The organism is Lacticaseibacillus camelliae DSM 22697 = JCM 13995 (assembly GCF_001436615.1).
Lineage (GTDB): Bacteria > Bacillota > Bacilli > Lactobacillales > Lactobacillaceae > Lacticaseibacillus > Lacticaseibacillus camelliae.
The window spans coordinates 4,276-18,766 of record NZ_AYZJ01000102.1; the positions used below are offsets into that span (position 1 = coordinate 4,276).

Sequence of the window (14,491 nt, forward strand, 5' to 3'; positions counted from 1 at the left end):
CTCGTAGGACGTGAACACGCCGTGGCGGCCGGTCAGGGTGTAGCCTTCAAGGAAGCCTTCTGCCTGGTGCTCAGACAGCTGGGAATCGATGATGCGACCGGACGCGTTCATGTCCTCGTCAGAGCCGTTATCCGAAATGTGTTCTAACCACTGACGGTTCGTCGTGTCGAAGAGACCGTACAGGCGGTTGGACATGGTTTCGTCAGGGCCGAAGACGCGGAAGTTATCCGGGTTCAGCTTGATCAAATCGCGCAGGTAGTCAGACCAAATGAGCATGTCCTGACGTACGTTCTTGCCGCGCTCGGTGTTGTCGAGGGCGTACTGGTGGAAGTCAGGGAGGACCAGTGGCTTGGTGTGATTGCCCATGTTGGTGATCGGGTTATCCGCCATGCGCTTCGTGCCAGTCGGGACCATGGCCTTAAGCTCAGGCTTGAGGACGCCGTTCTCGTCGAATAGCTCTTCAGGCTTGTAGGACTTGAGCCAAGCTTCCAAAGCGTCGGCGTGCTCCATGTGGTCGCGAGATACCGGAATTGGGATCTGGTGGGCACGGAACGAGCCTTCGATTTTATCGCCGTCCCAGCTCTTTGGGCCAGTCCAGCCTTTTGGCGTGCGGACGATCATCACTGGCCAGTGCGGCATCGTGGTGTCGCCGGTCTCACGGGCGTGCTTTTGAATGCTCTTGATCTCTTCAATAGCAGAATCGAAAGCTTTTGCCATTTCGGGGTTGAGCTTCTCCGGGTCATCGCCTTCGATGAAGTAAGGATTCCAGCCCATGCCGCCGTAGTACTCGGTGAGTTCCTCATCGGTCTTGCGGGACAGGATGGTCGGGTTGGAAATCTTGAAGCCGTTCATGTTAATGATCGGCAAAACCGCACCATCGGTGATCGGGTTGATGAACGTGTTAGAGAACCAGCTGGCCGCCAAGGGGCCCGTTTCGCTTTCGCCATCGCCAATGACGGTGGCAGCAATGACGTCAGGGTTGTCGAGGATCGCGCCGGTGGCGTGGCTCAACGCGTAGCCGAGTTCGCCGCCTTCGTGGATGGAGCCGGGGATCTGCGCATTGGCGTGACTGGCGGCACCACCAGGGAACGAGAAGCGCTTGAAGAGGATCTTCATGCCTTTTTCGTCTTGGGTGATGTTCGGGTACGTCTCGGTGTAGGTGCCGTCGAGATAAGCATTCGAGATCATGACCTGACCACCGTGACCCGGGCCTTCAATGTAAAACATGTTCAGGTCGTACTTGTTGATCAGGCGGTTGAGGTGCGCGTAGATGAAGTTCTGGCTGGCAATGGTGCCCCAGTGGCCCAGCGGATTGACTTTTACGTCGCTGGACTTGAGCGGCCGCTTCAGCAGTGGGTTGTCGCGCAGGTACAGTTGACCCACGGAGACATAGTTTGCAGCCCGCCAATACGCGGTCAGCTTGTCAAAATACTCTGGTGACGAATAGTCCTCTTTTTCCATGTCATTCATTCTTTCTATTCAAGATTACAATGCGTTTTTAATTTCGGCGATCAACTGCTCGTAATTGATTTTCGAATAGTCGCTCACGTCCAGTCGAATCAGCTTGCCAAGCTCAAACTTGTCATAACCGCGGTCGGTCAGCCGCCGCTGATAAACCTCAAAGGATGGCATGCCATCCAGCTTGGTTTCATCGGTCAACTTGTCCCCAAAATGATAATGCTGCATCAAATGCCCTAGGTGCCTCGGTTCTTCCTTATCGCGAGCACGCTGACGGTCATAAAGCACCTGTGCAGGTGCCTCTAAGCGCACAGTAATGACGTTGTAGTCGTGTGCAGCGGCGGCTTTAGTCAGGTAAGGCTTTTGCTTGTAGCTAAACGGGTAGTCACCCAGAATGTTTTTCCCGTTGGCCATCATGATGTCGATTGCGCGGTAATAACGCTGCCGTGCCTCTTCATCTAGCGCGTCTTTTTGCTCAACGTTGTCAAAACCAATTTCGTCGTAAATGTGCTCTTTGTACATATCCAAAGGCGCGTACGTCAGGTTAGGCAGTGCTTGCCGGATGATGTTAGCGGTGTAACCCTTCCCGGTACCAGGCGCGCCGGCCAATAGGATCAGCGAATGCTTAGTTGGCATGATTTCACTACCTTTCTTGACCTCAAAATGGTCGTTAAACATAAATTGGGAAGACCTTCCGCCAGCCTTCCCAACTTTTTGGAGCGATATATCATTGAGGTAAAACGATTAATTCTGGGAAAACTTAAGCGACAAACTTAGGCGACAGTGGCGCTGGCATTCTGAAACAGGCTGATCTTGTGCTTAACAATGTCGTAAACGGCCTTGTTGCATGGCTCGATGTTGTTACGCAGCGAGTTGTTAACTTCAGTCTTGCCAAAGTATTCTTGAGCCGTCTTGGTCCAAGCAACCAGCAGCTGAGTCCCAACGTTGAACTTACGGAAGCCGTTCTCTGTCAGACGGTGATAGTCGTCTTCGTTAACCCCGGTCCCACCATGGATAACCATTGGGGTGGTGATCTTTGAGTGCAGTTCTTCGATCAGCGGCCAGTTCAGCTTCGTCTTGGACTGGAATTGACCATGGTGAGTGCCGATCCCAACGGCCAATGCATCAACTGGAACGTTATCCAGGAATTCAAGCGCCTGCTTCGGGTCGGTGTAAACACCTTCCTTAACGGAAATGCCTTCCTCAGTACCACCAATCGTCCCAATTTCGCATTCAACGGAAACACCATGTGCGTGTGCATAGTCGGTGACGCGCAGGGACTTTTCCATGTTTTCACGGAATGGCAGGGCCGAACCATCAAACATGACTGAGGTGTAACCAGCGTCAATCGCTTCTTTGATGTTGTCAAAAGACTTCGCGTGATCCAAGTGAAGGTCAACATCTACCAGCAGGTCATCAGCAAGCGACTTGCATACGGCAACGAAGTTCTTCATACCAACGTACTTCGCAGTCCCTTCACTCGTTTGAATGATGATTGGTGCACCCTGATCTTTTGCCGCTTGGATCATTGAAGGAACCATTTCCAAGTTGTGCGCATTGAAGGCACCAACCGTGTAATCAAGACGCTGTGCTTCACCCAACATTGTTTTAAGATCTTTGTACATAATAATTTCCTCCCGTGAATTAAGAACTTTAGTAGTTAGAACGCATCACACGCTTAGACAGCGCAAGCAAATCGTTGGTCTTGCCAACCCACTTCTCAATGGCGCTATCATCTTTAGCAACAGCGGCTGCCTTGCGCTTTTCTTCATACAGGTTTAACAACGCGTTGTAGGCATCACCAAACTGCTCTTTGATCTTGAGGCTGCTTTCGTAAGCTTCGATTGCCTGATCAGGTTGCTTCAGCTGAACATACAAGCCACCCAACTCGTCATAGAGTTTTGGTTGATCAGCCTGGTCACTCGCGTCGATCTGCTTGACCAGCTGGTCTGCTTTGGCTTGAATGTTAGCAATTTCTTCTGGGGATAGCTGCTTAGCTTCTGTTTCCGAATTTTTGGCTTTTGAATCCGGACTGTCCTTTTTCTTTTTCTTACCGAATCCGAACATCTACTCATCTCCCTTCAGGTGGCGGCAATGATTAAACCGCTTTGAGAATTGGTGAAAGAATGAACGCGTACATCAAGCATGCAACGATGGTATCTGAGTCGGTCGCACTCGCATTGACAAAGCCAAGCTTTTGGAGTGCAACGACCAGCAGTGCAGGCAGCAGGGTGATGAACAAGCCGTGAATAATGCCACCGATGATCGCACCACGACGGCCACCGACAACGTTACCGAAGATCCCAGCAGTCCCACCGGCGAAGAAGTTCGTCAGCATCCCTGGCAGGATGACGGCCAGGCCCAGTACAGGCATCAGGAACATGCCAATGACGGTCCCAATCGTGGTTGTCACGAAGCCGACGATGACGGCGTTAGGCGAGTATGGGAAGAGGACTGGGCAGTCCAGCGCAGGTTTTGCGTCTGGCACCAGCTTCATCGAAATCCCCCGGAACGCTGGCACAATTTCACCAAGTAACAACCGAACACCAGCAAGCAGGACGTAGACCCCAACAACGAACTGAATGGCCTGCAAGAATGATTCAACCATGTAGTTGGTCGTGCCCACACCAGCCCACTTTGGGCCAGCAAATGCAGCAGTGATCAGATACAGCGGCACCATGACAACCGCAATGGACAGGTAAGTATCCTGCATGAACTCCATGGCCTTAGGCAGCTTGATGTCTTCAACCGAGTGCTTCTTTTCACCGCGCTCGCCGAAGACCCAAGCAGCGCCGGCTTCGACTAGATAACCAATCGTGCAGAAGTGACCCAACGCGATGGCATCATTGCCAGTGATCTTACGAACAAACGGCTGGGCGAACGCTGGCATTGCAACGGCGAAGATCCCACCGATAATGCTGCCGACGATCACGGTCGTTACCGTGTTGAAACCGCAGATTTTCCCACCAATGGTGGTCATTGTGGCCATCCAGAGCAATGCCTGGCCGGTCAGGAAGATGTACTTCCAAGGGGAGAACCGCGCAATGATGATGTTGACGATGAAGATCCCTAAGAACGTGAACGCAATGGCATTGCCAAGCCCTAAGGCGTTCATGGCCTGGCCATTGATCGCCTCAATACTTGGAATGACGCCGTTCAAGTGGAACGCGTGCTGGAAGATTTTACCGAAGTAGGTCAAACTGCCCGTAATGACAGCTGAACCCGCGGTCAGGACTTCGAATCCCAGTAATGTCTTAAAGGTTCCTGTTAGCACTTCACCAAACGATTTCTTTTGCAAAACCAGCCCTAGCAGCGCGATCAGGGCAATGATGATTGCGGACTGCGTCAGGATATTTTGAATGATAAAGTTAATGACACCCATCTGTATTACCTCCAGTCTCTATCCTCACTCAGATAGTTCCTTGACCACTGGGACAAGTTTCTCTGCGAGTTCATCCTTGCTGACAATGTTGTGAAGGAAAACGAAGTGAATGGCTGGGTCCATCTCGAACTTACTAAACTGAATTTTAAAATTCTCGGCCGAAACAATGATGTCGGTCTTGAGGCCTGGTGCCGACGAAATGGATTCATGATCCATGTTGGCTTTAAGGCCATTGGCGCTTAAGACATCTTCTGCAACCATCTGGCATGCCAATGAGCTGCCAAGCCCATTACCACAGATAAAGTAAATCTTTGGTGTCTTACTCATTTAAATCGTCTCCTTCTTGTTCATTCTCAAATAGCACATCGCGGAATTCTTTAACGTCGGAAATAGTCGACAGCTGCTCAACTTTCTTTGGATCGTTGATCAGCTGAACAACCGCCTTCATCACATTTAGATGTGAGTAGTTGTCGACGGCTGCAAGGCAGAACACAACCTTAACTGGATCGTTCTCAGGATTGCCAAAGTTGACAGGGTCCTTGAGCGTCATGATGGAAACACCCAGCTTGTTGGCTCCGTCTTCTGGCCGCGCATGTGCCAGCGCGATCGACGGCCCAATCACGATGTAGGGCCCATACTTGGTCACAGAATCGATCATGGCTTGAACGTATGATTGTTTAATGAAGTCCTCATCGATTAACGGCTGTGCTGCTTTGATAATTGCGTCTTTCCACCCATCTACGGGAACCTGTAACTGTATCTGCTTATCATTTACGAGGTCCTTGAGCATTGGCTGAACCTCCCTTTCGTTTATTTCCAACTTGTTCGCTTCAAATACTCTTTGTAAATTGAAAACCAAGTCTTTCTCGACCCGGATACCGCTCTGCTTGAGAGTGGTCAGAACGCTGTTGAATAGTCGCGTTGGCTCGAGTTGATCTCCTTTGTACTTAGAGAGCTGCGAGTGCTCCGCTAAAAAATCTGCTGCTTTCTTAATATCGTTGTCAGATGGAATCGGGTTTAACTTCAGACTGGGAACGCCCTCAATGGCAACATCCACGGTTTTAAACACGAGACTCACTGGCAGCTTTTTAAGCACGTCCAGTTCAGAAATACTTAGCACCGCAATGACATCCACGTTGAAATGTTCCTCAAGCCGCGCTGCCAGCAACCTGCCTGTCGCCATCCCATAATTGCAAACCACCGCAATGCGGTACGTGTAAACACGCTCCTGACGAATCTCAACTTGGGCAGTTGAGAAGTAAACGGCTAGGTAGCCGATCTCATCGTCAGACGGGCTCATGCGGTATTCGCTGCCGTGTTTCCAGAAGAAATTGCGCACGGCTCGGAACACCTCGGGATAACTCTGCATAATCGTGCTTTTCAGCGGATTGTAGGCGTTGACCCGTTGGTTCTGTCTCCTCAGCAAGGCGGAAACGTGCTTGTAAACACGTTCGAACAGCGTTTCGCTCTTAGAAAACGGGAACCCCAGGCTCTCTTCCATCCAATCGATCAGTGAAATGCAGATGACCTGTGACCGTGCCCAGTTATCAATAGCTGTGGTATCGTCCGAGTCGAAGCTACCGATCGTAAATGCCAAGTAATTAACTTCCGCCCCGACCGCTAAGTTGAGGCTAAAGTGGGTGATCACTGAACTGACGAACTCCGACTCGCGAGAGTTGAGCGAAGAAGCCTGATCTTCGTCGTCCTGGTTAACGTAGTTGCCGCTGGTGACACGTGACAGCCAAACCAGCGTCATCACAATTGCTTGTGACTGATAGTTATCGTTGACCCCCAGGTGGGTGGCGGCGAAGACGCGCTTCAGTTCGTTTCTGAGAAACCGGATCTCTTTTGGCGGAAACGCCTTGGCTGCTTCATCGACCAAGAGCTTTGGCCAACCCACTTGCTGGGTCACCACCGCCAGGACGTTCGGCTGTTGGGTAAACACATCGGCAAACATCATCCGAATGGCACGTTCACTGCCTTCAACAGAAACCCCGCTTCTCGGATTGGTCCGAATGTGTAAACCATAGGGCTGAACGATCTTGCGAACCTCGCGCATGTCACTGTCCATCGTGCTCTTGCTGATCTGCATTGCATCTTGCAGGTCAACCAGGAACAATGGCTCTTTCGTACTCATGAACTCCAAGAGAATGAATTTCGTTCGCTGCTCGGGTGTCATGTAAAGCTCGCTTTGTTGGTTCTTATCAATGTTGCGAAGTAATTTATTTACTGTCTGTTTTGTGAGGCTACTGGTGATCACACCTTTGTTGACCTCAATCTGATCAAGGGATTCGCTGGCCAGCGTTTCATTAATTTCCTTGATCTCGTTGCGCACAGTCTTTGTAGTTACCCCTAGCTCGTCAGCTAGTTTTGCTACCCTGACCGTTTCGGAACTGCTCAACAAATCTAATACCTTGATTAGCCCGTCTCGCATGTTCTCACCTCACATCTATATAATATGCAACCGCTTGCAGCTGAAAAAGTGCTGATTGTTTCCGTCAAAAAAGGAAAGCGCTCGCACCCAGCCGGTTTCCTTTTTGAAGGGAAAAGCGTTGTGCTTATCAGTATACTGGTTCGACTATTCTTTCGTAAGCGTTTTTGCTAACCAGGTGTTTCGCGACTAACGGTACACATGAAGTCCCGGGCCGAATACTGTTAGCCTGCCGCATCAAGCAAAAACAAGCCTGAGCGCTTGTGCGGTACAGCAATCAGGTCTGCAATAGTGGTGGATGGATCAATTAGTTGATTGGCCGAAGTTGCTTCAATCGCGGATCACGCGTTAAAAACCTCGCCTGGGGCTTGATCCCGGATTACTTTAGTTTTTCCAGTACGTATCTTTTGAGTCCCCTCAACAGATGGGTATATAGTCGATTTAGACGAGCGAATGTCACCGACTGAGCGAGGTGGTTGAATTGACGATCAGAGCTGCAAGGGAAGTCACGCTTGACCAAATTGTGGCCAGCCACACTAACATTGGCATAGAGGTTGAAAAGGTCCGCATCGATCCGCAAAACCGGCTGAGCGAGCAGCCTTTCCCCACCGACTTCAGTGAAGAGGTGGGCGAGTTTGTCGAGCACGAATTTTTTAACGCGCAAATCGAATTCGCAATGCCGGTCGAACCGGACGTTGAGAAAAATTCTGCACGCGCCGCGCAAATTGTCCAAGCGGTCGCCAACCACCTCGGACCGGGTGAACGCCTGTGGCCATACAGCTGCCCCCCACCACTGACGCAGCCGCTGGAGCAAAGGCACATCTCGCGGCAGCCGGAAGAGACCTACAGCTATCGCGAACGGCTGAGCCATGTCTATGACCTCCGCCGCATCCTCAATACCGGCATCCACATCAATCTCAGCTTCACCGAGCCGGCGCTGGCGGCGCTGCTGCAGCTGACCGAGTTTTCGACCACCGATGAGTTGTACGTGCACTTGGCGCAATACTTTATGCTTCACCGCTGGCTGTTCACGTACCTGTTCGGCGCGACGCCGCTGGCTTTTGCCGGCTATTTCCCGGGTGATGCACCGACGCACCCGGTCCGCAGCCTTCGCAGCGGTCCGCTTGGCTTCCCAACTAACATCCACGGCGACTACCAGTCCGTGCCGCGGTACGTGGCGCGAATCGAAAAAGCCATCGCAACTGGCGAGCTCCTGGCGCCCGGTCAGTACTACGAACCGGTGCGGCTAAAAAGCACCGCCGGAAAGGATCCACGAAAGCTGCTAGAGACTGGAATCTCCCACCTCGAACTCCGCGCCTTCGACCTCAATCCTGGCACAGTCACTGGGGTCACGGCCGATCAGCTTCGCCTCGTCCAAAGCCTGGCCGTTTACTTTGCCGTTGAGCCGCCGCTTGAAGCGGAAGAATTTGAAACGGAGCTAGCCGTAGCTCGCCAGCTCAACGATCTGATTGCCATGGAAGATCCGCGTGACGCCTCAACTTGTCAGAATCAGGCCGAAGAGATCCTGTCTCAGCTAGTCAGCTTTGCAGCCTTCTACGAGTTCCCCGCTGAGTACCAGTGCAGCATCCATCACTTTTTAGAGACCTGCACCGACTGCACGCGAAGCTTGAGCTACAAGGTCTGGCAGCAGATTGGCAAGTTAGGCAATCCGGCCTTAAGCAATGAGTGTTTTACCTTTAAGTTTGAGCCTGAGTCCGATTAAGCATCGCTAGAGACTAAATCGAGCGTCAGCCATTGAATCAGTGGCTGACGCTCTTCTTGTCGTCGAACGCATGAAAAAAGCCCCGCCGCAGCAGGACGCCTCACCCTTTTACAGGATGCTTCAGACAGTTCCGCCCCTTCTTCTCGTTTCCCCAAAACCAATATTCGTAAATAAAACACGTCCTATAGTGGCGCATAGACTGCGACCATGATGATGGAGGAATTACTGATGAATACGAAGAAAATGGTTTTAACAACTGTAATAGTGCTTGGTCTTGGAGGCTGCACCACCCAAAACACCGCCCCTATCCCAATGTATTCAAGCACTCAGGCACACATCCTATTCTCTGCTAAGACAGACAATCTGAATGACACCCAGGAGAAACAGTTCTGGAAGCTGGCACGCGCGGCAGCCAAACGGGCAACCAAAGGCGATGGTAATGAGGACAACTGGCGATACCTGAAAGATGATACCTTATACGTTGCCAAAACGAAGCGGCAGCACCAATACGAGATTGCTTACCAAGTTAAAGCCACCAAGCCCCTCCCAGTAAAAGTAAATTACGATATGCTGATCAAGTTCACCAAAAACTCTTTGGAAAAGCCTCGCTATAAGGTCCAGAAGTTAGACGTCAATTTGGGCGAATAAAAGAATTGCTCTTCTTATATTCCTATGAGACTATATATTCAAAATTGTTTGGGGGAGCAACACATGAAAAAGATGAAAAAGGTAATCGGCGTCATTGTCCTCATTGCGGTCCTAGTTATTGGCGGGTTAGCCATCTACACCCGTTACGATGATGCGCAGGAAAGCACTAAGGTCGCAACATCGAATTTTAAAGTAAAACAGATCGGTGAATTAGACACCACCAGCGTTTATTACGATAAGACCGTCAACAAAGATAAAGTGGGGCAAATACTTGGTGGCTTGATCAAAGACAAGGAGACCACCGTCTACATTTTCCACTTCAAAGCACAGGTGTACTTCGACTTGGCCAAGTCCAAGAATCATTACGACTCCGCAACCAAAACGCTCTTGATCACGATGCCGGCACCACAGGTCAAGCTTCTGCTCAAAGACTCCGACTATGCCAGCAGCTTTGACTATTACAAAACCAATGCCTCAATGTTCGTCAGCGACAATAACGCCACTGGCCTGAAAATCCAAAAAGAGGCGGCTAAGGATGTCGATGAAGACATTCTCGGTAAGCCAGACATTGTCACAACCGCCAAAAAGAGCGCCCAGCAGATGCTGAGCCGCATGCTCGGGACCAAAGGCGTGAAGGTAAAATGCTCCTTTGAAGCTTAACATTTAGAAACTGGCCAATCACCCAGAATGAAAACAATAAAACGAAACGAGGGTCGCAATCACTGATGCGATCCTCGCTTTGTTTTTAACAAGCTTGCCGCCGCTCCTGTTTACAGGGTGGCTTCGATTTGTTCGGCGCCTTCTTCAAGCAGCGTCATCAACGTGATGGTTTGCTCCGGCGTGACCAGCGGCGCGGCGCCGTTTTCCAAGGTATCGACCAGGGCTTCGTAGTACTTCTGGTAGCCACCAACCTCAGACACGACCTTTTCCTCGTGGTATTGGCCCGCGTCGTCCAAGTAGGACAGTGTGCCGTACTGATCCGGCCGGTCAACGCCAAAGTCGGGGTGATCTGGACCTGGCATGTAGAACTTTTTCATCATAGCTTCCTGCTGGTCGGTCTCCTGCTTCAGAAAGCGGCCGCGGGTGCCATACACCACAAACGACGGCCGGTAATTCAGCCGGAAGAAGCTCGACTTGACCGACACCTTCAAGCTATCTGGGTAGTGCATGCCGATGTCAAAATAATCGGCCATGTGGTTCGGCCCGAGCAGCTGACGCACGTCGTAATCGACGCTGACCGGCGTGCCCCAGTAGGACAAGACCTGATCCATCGTGTGCACGGCGTGACCGTACAGGAAGCTGCCCAGCCGAGTGTACTCGGTACTTTGCTCGACCGCGGCGGCACGATAGTAGTCAAAGTTATCCTCGACTTCGTAAACCTTGCCCAGCTTGCCGGACGCGATCACTTTTTGCACGGTCAGAAAGTCTGAGTCGAAGCGCCGGTTCTGGTAGCCTTCCAAAAGCAGGCCCTTTTGCTTGGCGTAGTCGAACAGCTCGCGCGCCTCGTGGGCCGTGGCCGTGAATGGCTTTTCCAGCAGGACGTTCTTACCGTGGTCCAGCGCGGCCTTGGCGAGTTCAAAATGGGCCTGGGGCGGTGTGGTGATTGCAACCAACTGGATCTCCGGGTCGTCCCAGATGTCGTTGATGTTCGTGGTGTACTTGACGTCCGGCAGCTTAGCCCACGGCGAGTCGTCGTGCCGCGCGTAAATCGTCTTCACCCGGATGTCCTTCACCTGCCGAGAAAACGGCAAGTGGTAGCGGTTTGTCGCCTTGCCATTGCCAATATAAGCCATTGTGATCATCGTATTACCCCCATTGAAGTCGTTCACGTTAACTGTAGCCGAACGCGCCCAGAAATACAAAAATCCTGCGGTGAATGAGAGCGTCATGAAGCTTCAATGACGGCACGCTTAAAACGGTTCCATTGGTCTAGACGGCCTGATATAATCCCCCGTGATAGGAGGATTATACATTGAAAAAGCAGATACTTATTACTGGTGTCAGTGCCCTTGTCCTGATCGGCGTTGCCCCGTTGAACACGCAGACCACCCAAGGTGCAACCACGGCGGCGACCCGGGCAGCCGCCAACGTGGCTTCATGGATCGAAATCGGGCGCTTCGACGTCGTTATCGACGGTCAGAGTCACAATTCGGACGTGATGAAAGTCACAGCCGGCAAAACCTACCAAGGCACGTGCACTGTACATTACTATGGTGCCGATGGCCGCCTGCCGCTTGACCACTTCATGTTGATTTCCAATAATCCAGCCGTGACCGTGATGACCACTGGGAGCGCGACTGCGCCAGAGCCGACCGCAGGCAGTGGGACGTTCACCATCCCCTTCACCGTGACCATTCAGGGCGCAACTGGGGAAACTGTGGTAACGAACATCAGCGCCAAGCGCACGGATGGCGGCCGCATGAGTCCATACTCTCACGGCCAGACTTTTGAAATCATTGCGCAAAGCGAACCAGAACCGGAACCAAATCCGGAGCCTGAACCTAACCCCGAGCCTGAACCAAACCCGGAACCGGAACCGAACCCGGAACCGGAACCTAACCCCGAGCCAGAGCCTAACCCGGAACCGGAACCTAACCCGGAACCGGAACCTAACCCAGCTCCAAAACCCACCCCGGCACCAGAACCTCAGCCTAGTGCTAAGCCGTCTCCAAATCCGAGCTCTGATCAACCGGAACCACGTCCACTTCCAGACAAACCGTCGCCTGCCGGTCAACTCACACCGCAGGGTAAGCGACCGGCACCGCAGCATTTGCCGCAGACAGGCGACCGCGTGAACACTGCTGCTAGTGCACTCGGCCTACTCGCCCTGCTGAGCGGTGCCATCGCGTTTTCGCGCAAACGGCACGCCTAATCCTACAACTAAAATGAGCTTACCCTCGTCAGCAAAGGGTAAGCTCATTTTTCATCAGAAGCCGAGCAATCGAATCAATGCCATCGCAACGACGCCAACGATGACGACCGCCAGCAGGCTCTTGGACACCACCGCCGTGACGACCGCCGGGACGGACGCCAGCAGATTCTCCCAGTTGATGCCGGGCCAGGCCCCTTGGTGATAAACAAAAATATTTTCCGCAATGATCGCGGCGAAAATCGCGATCGGCACAAACGACAGGAATTGCACCAGCAGTTTCGGGAACCGAAACGCCTTCGCCAGGATCAACGGCACGACTTTTAACAGCCACAAGGCAAAGCCGCACGCAAGAATCGTCATCAGAACATATGAATTACTCATGCGCGCGCTCGACCCCCATTCCGATCAGGCAGCCCAGCACTGTCGCAATCAGCATCGCCGTGGACCCAGGGAAAAAGCGCATCAGGACGTACATCATTACCATGACAATGACCACAACCTGGGCCTGGCGCACCAGCGGCTTGCTGCGGTCGCCAATCATCTGCAGGTACAGCAGCCCGATGAACATCGCGACCGCGGCAAAATCCAGCCCAAACGCGTTAGGGTTCGGAATCAGCCCGCCAAGCAGCGCCCCGACCACGGTCGCCAGCATCCATACCAGGTACGCGCCGACGTTGGCCGCGTGAAACCAGGCCGGCTTCAGCTTGTGGTTCGTGTAGTTGACCTTGTTCATCGACAGGGCAAACGTCTCGTCGGTCAGCAGCGTCCCAATCATGATGTTTTGCAGCAGCGACTCTTCTTTGATGTACGGCGCAACCGTCATGCTCATCAGACTCATCCGCGAGTTGATCAAAATGGCTGACACGAGCATCGCACTGATGGGACTCGCCGCGGCCAGCATCGTCGCTAGGACAAACTGGACGGACCCACCATAGACAATCAGTGACATCAACGCGACCAGCCACCAGGCGATGCCGGCGGTGTGCGCAACGACCCCGAACGCAAGCCCAACCCCGATGTAGCCAAACACGGTGGGCAAAACGTCCTTCAACCCCGCACGAAAAGATAAGTCACCTGTCACTGCCGTCGCCCCCCAGACCATTAAAAAGTAATTAGAATTAGTGTACCAATAATCTGAAGGGATTCAAGCAAATTCGCCAATCACCCCCCAGTCTGTCGGGTGTGATCCTCAACGACCATCACTATGGCAATGTAGGTAAGCTAACCGCAGCCATCTTAAATCCGTCACGAGAATAATGCCCAAAACACAATTCTCAATGTCCCAACATGCTAAATCTGAGGAACAGCACACGAGAAATATGTAAACTTGTACAGAGAATCGGTCAATTCCTTTAGAACAAGGCCTGAAAGCATCGAACCAAATATGAAGACCATACCACGGTCTTCTTCAAATTAGGATACCTCGTCGCAAGCCCTTAACTGACGCGTCAGAAAGACGTATGCCACGTCAAATTTCACATTTGTCGGGTATGGTTTTCAAGAATCTAACATCGTGTCCCATTTGTATTGGACCCTCGCGCATTGGCAGTACCCTTCGAAAAGCAACGGCTAAAGGGTTGCCCACGGAAGCGCAAAGAAAGCCGCGTACGAATGCACTACGCGACTTTCTTACTAATAATCTGAAGATTCTTCTCAAGAATCAGCAAGCGCTATTCAAGACCCATTTTGTCATCTAATCTCTTGCCACTTCACCAGCGACATATACCGCACGGAATTGGCTTGCCATCTTCAGTTAGCACCTGCATATGCGCATTTGCAGCAAGCGCGGATTCGTTTGAAGTCCTTTTTTCGAGGCCTCTTTGTCATTTCCAATTACTTCATAGACTTTCTCCGTTGAATCTCAGAGTTGAATGTTGAAAACTTCAATCCTTAAGATTGTCACCTCAAACAAAATTTTCCATACCTCAATTTTCAAGTCAAGTGCAACGATGATAACGAATCCTTGATAGTGGTCTA

The 14,491-nt window shown here is 51.8% G+C and carries 14 protein-coding genes; 4 read left to right on the top strand and 10 right to left on the bottom strand.

Features of this window, described 5'->3' with window-relative positions:
* The 7 genes from FC75_RS12270 to FC75_RS12300 all read right to left on the bottom strand — a co-directional run.
* Positions 1-1,461: phosphoketolase family protein (locus tag FC75_RS12270; protein ID WP_235808749.1), on the bottom strand; the 1,461-nt coding region annotated here is incomplete at its 3' end.
* 24 nt (positions 1,462-1,485) lie between these two features.
* Entirely contained in the window at positions 1,486-2,094 is a 609-nt protein-coding gene (locus FC75_RS12275; RefSeq protein ID WP_056990005.1) for an AAA family ATPase, read from the bottom strand.
* A gap of 137 nt (positions 2,095-2,231) precedes the next feature.
* Entirely contained in the window at positions 2,232-3,083 is an 852-nt protein-coding gene (locus FC75_RS12280; RefSeq protein ID WP_054664764.1) for a class II fructose-bisphosphate aldolase, read from the bottom strand.
* A gap of 28 nt (positions 3,084-3,111) precedes the next feature.
* Complete coding sequence (locus tag FC75_RS12285; protein WP_054664767.1) at positions 3,112-3,525, bottom strand: hypothetical protein; 414 nt, start codon at positions 3,523-3,525, stop codon at positions 3,112-3,114.
* 31 nt (positions 3,526-3,556) lie between these two features.
* Positions 3,557-4,840 carry a PTS sugar transporter subunit IIC gene (locus tag FC75_RS12290; protein WP_054664770.1) on the bottom strand — a complete coding sequence of 428 codons (1,284 nt, stop codon included), beginning with the start codon at positions 4,838-4,840 and terminating at the stop codon, positions 3,557-3,559.
* A 24-nt stretch (positions 4,841-4,864) separates the two neighbouring features.
* Complete coding sequence (locus tag FC75_RS12295) at positions 4,865-5,167, bottom strand: PTS sugar transporter subunit IIB (protein WP_056990000.1); 303 nt, start codon at positions 5,165-5,167, stop codon at positions 4,865-4,867.
* The gene (locus FC75_RS12300) at positions 5,160-7,274 is read right to left on the bottom strand and encodes a BglG family transcription antiterminator (RefSeq protein ID WP_056990001.1); all 2,115 of its coding nucleotides are present in this window, start codon (positions 7,272-7,274) and stop codon (positions 5,160-5,162) included. The genes FC75_RS12295 and FC75_RS12300 overlap by 8 nt, the downstream gene beginning before the upstream one ends.
* A 478-nt stretch (positions 7,275-7,752) precedes the next feature.
* On the opposite strand from FC75_RS12300, the gene FC75_RS12305 reads away from it, so the two are divergent.
* The 3 genes from FC75_RS12305 to FC75_RS12315 all read left to right on the top strand — a co-directional run bounded on the left by FC75_RS12305 (position 7,753) and on the right by FC75_RS12315 (position 10,302).
* Positions 7,753-8,994, top strand: coding sequence for a hypothetical protein (locus FC75_RS12305; RefSeq protein ID WP_054664777.1), 1,242 nt, complete (start codon positions 7,753-7,755; stop codon positions 8,992-8,994).
* 228 nt (positions 8,995-9,222) lie between these two features.
* Positions 9,223-9,642 carry a hypothetical protein gene (locus tag FC75_RS12310; RefSeq protein WP_054664780.1) on the top strand — a complete coding sequence of 140 codons (420 nt, stop codon included), beginning with the start codon at positions 9,223-9,225 and terminating at the stop codon, positions 9,640-9,642.
* Positions 9,643-9,705: 63 nt separating this feature from the next.
* Entirely contained in the window at positions 9,706-10,302 is a 597-nt protein-coding gene (locus tag FC75_RS12315; protein ID WP_054664784.1) for a DUF4230 domain-containing protein, read from the top strand.
* 110 nt (positions 10,303-10,412) lie between these two features.
* Here FC75_RS12315 and FC75_RS12320 read toward each other — a convergent pair whose 3' ends face one another.
* Positions 10,413-11,444, bottom strand: a complete 1,032-nt coding sequence (locus FC75_RS12320) for a Gfo/Idh/MocA family oxidoreductase (RefSeq protein WP_056990002.1) — start codon at positions 11,442-11,444, stop codon at positions 10,413-10,415.
* A 170-nt stretch (positions 11,445-11,614) separates the two neighbouring features.
* Between FC75_RS12320 and FC75_RS12325 the strand changes: the two genes are divergently transcribed.
* Positions 11,615-12,514 (top strand): LPXTG cell wall anchor domain-containing protein, encoded by a 900-nt coding sequence (locus FC75_RS12325; protein ID WP_056990003.1) that lies wholly within the window; start codon positions 11,615-11,617, stop codon positions 12,512-12,514.
* A gap of 54 nt (positions 12,515-12,568) precedes the next feature.
* Here the strand turns inward: FC75_RS12325 and FC75_RS12330 are convergent, their stop codons facing one another.
* Together FC75_RS12330 and FC75_RS12335 are read right to left on the bottom strand one after the other, a co-directional pair.
* Positions 12,569-12,895: an AzlD domain-containing protein gene (locus FC75_RS12330; RefSeq protein ID WP_054664790.1), complete on the bottom strand. Its 327-nt coding sequence runs from the start codon at positions 12,893-12,895 to the stop codon at positions 12,569-12,571.
* Complete coding sequence (locus tag FC75_RS12335) at positions 12,888-13,595, bottom strand: AzlC family ABC transporter permease (protein ID WP_156403638.1); 708 nt, start codon at positions 13,593-13,595, stop codon at positions 12,888-12,890. The genes FC75_RS12330 and FC75_RS12335 overlap by 8 nt, the downstream gene beginning before the upstream one ends.
* Positions 13,596-14,491: the final 896 nt, after the last annotated feature.

Bases quoted from the DNA above. Each gene is read 5' to 3' on its own strand.
- FC75_RS12300 (WP_056990001.1), bottom strand. From the start codon at position 7,274: ATGCGAGACGGGCTAATCAAGGTATTAGATTTGTTGAGCAGTTCCGAA.
- FC75_RS12295 (WP_056990000.1), bottom strand. From the start codon at position 5,167: ATGAGTAAGACACCAAAGATTTACTTTATCTGTGGTAATGGGCTTGGC.
- FC75_RS12310 (WP_054664780.1), top strand. From the start codon at position 9,223: ATGAATACGAAGAAAATGGTTTTAACAACTGTAATAGTGCTTGGTCTT.
- FC75_RS12315 (WP_054664784.1), top strand. From the start codon at position 9,706: ATGAAAAAGATGAAAAAGGTAATCGGCGTCATTGTCCTCATTGCGGTC.
- FC75_RS12275 (WP_056990005.1), bottom strand. From the start codon at position 2,094: ATGCCAACTAAGCATTCGCTGATCCTATTGGCCGGCGCGCCTGGTACC.
- FC75_RS12280 (WP_054664764.1), bottom strand. From the start codon at position 3,083: ATGTACAAAGATCTTAAAACAATGTTGGGTGAAGCACAGCGTCTTGAT.
- FC75_RS12290 (WP_054664770.1), bottom strand. From the start codon at position 4,840: ATGGGTGTCATTAACTTTATCATTCAAAATATCCTGACGCAGTCCGCA.
- FC75_RS12330 (WP_054664790.1), bottom strand. From the start codon at position 12,895: ATGAGTAATTCATATGTTCTGATGACGATTCTTGCGTGCGGCTTTGCC.
- FC75_RS12285 (WP_054664767.1), bottom strand. From the start codon at position 3,525: ATGTTCGGATTCGGTAAGAAAAAGAAAAAGGACAGTCCGGATTCAAAA.
- FC75_RS12320 (WP_056990002.1), bottom strand. From the start codon at position 11,444: ATGATCACAATGGCTTATATTGGCAATGGCAAGGCGACAAACCGCTAC.